Annotated in this window: 1 protein-coding gene and 1 pseudogene; both read right to left on the reverse strand. The window is 39.2% G+C overall.

The annotated features are described in order from the left end of the window. Nucleotides 1-467: YncE family protein (locus DYY66_RS15440; protein ID WP_394352508.1), on the reverse strand; the 467-nt coding region annotated here is incomplete at its 3' end. 231 nt (nt 468-698) lie between these two features. Next, nucleotides 699-1,241: pseudogene (locus tag DYY66_RS15445) on the reverse strand (YncE family protein); the annotation flags it as partial. Nucleotides 1,242-1,296 lie beyond the last annotated feature (55 nt).

Raw genomic sequence — 1,296 nt, forward strand, 5'->3', positions numbered from 1 at the left:
TCTGGAACTGTTTGTAGATTCAAAGATGTTACAGGTATCATGGATACAAAGTCTGATCTCCAATTTGCGACATATACTGTACTTGTAACATTATTGATTGCAATAGAAGTTGGAAGAGCACCTACTGGAATTGTGTCAATCAATGTGTTTGTCTTGCCCGAAATTACTGATATTGAATTTGAAGCATAGTTTACCACATAGATGATGTTATTTGATGAATCAACTGCAATGCTTTTGGCACCTGAACCAATACTGACTTTTGCCACTACCTTGTTTGTCTGACCATCTATTACTGATAATTTGTTGGAAGAACTGTTGAAATCATTTGCAACATAGATCATGTTTGTATCTGGGTTTAACGCTACAACTGTTGGAAAGAGTTCTACCGGAATGGTAGCTACTACCTTGTCTGTCTTGGCTGACACCGCAGAGACCGTATAATCACCATTATTTGCGGTGTATAGCATGTGTGTCGTAGGATTGAATGCCACATTGGTAGGATCATGCCCTACAGGTATGGTATCAATTAACTTGTTTGTCACACCGGATATCACATCTATTGCGCCTTCAGGCCCAGTACAGGTCACATAAATTATGTTTTCAGTCTGGTCTATGGCAAAAGTAGACTCTGACCCAGAAATATTACAAACAGGTATTGTAGCTACAACACTGTTTGTTTTTCCATCAATTACAGAGANGCCATCATTTGCAGTGTATAGCATGTGAGTGTTAGGATTGAATACCACATTTGTGGGATCGTGCCCCACATGAATGGTATCAGTTACCTTGTTTGTTGTGCCTGATATCACGTCAATTGCGCCTTCAGGTCCAGTGCAGGTCACATAAATTGTATTTTCAGCCTGGTCAATGGCAAAAGTAGACTCTGACCCAGAAATATTACAAACAGGTATTGTAGCTACAACGCTGTCTATTTTTCCATCTATTACAGAGACTGTACTTGAGCCTTCATTTGCAATGTAAATGGTATTAGTTTGGATATTGATCAATATGTCACGTGGTATCTCTCCTACCTGCACCGTATCTACAACCTTGTTTGTTAAACCGGATATTATTGATACCGAGTGCGAGTTCAAGTTGGTTACGTATATCATATTTGTAACAGAATTGACTGCAACATGGATAGGATCTGCTCCTACTTTTATGACAGAAATTGTCTTGCTTGCTTTTCCAGATATTACCGATATTGAATCTGCAAGAGAAGTGTGGGATGTGTATATCATGTTGGTGACAGGATTGACTGCAATGCTGATTGGAGCAAACTCTACTTTGATGTCA

This window comes from Candidatus Nitrosotalea sp. FS (assembly GCF_011319475.1).
Taxonomy (GTDB): domain Archaea; phylum Thermoproteota; class Nitrososphaeria; order Nitrososphaerales; family Nitrosopumilaceae; genus Nitrosotalea.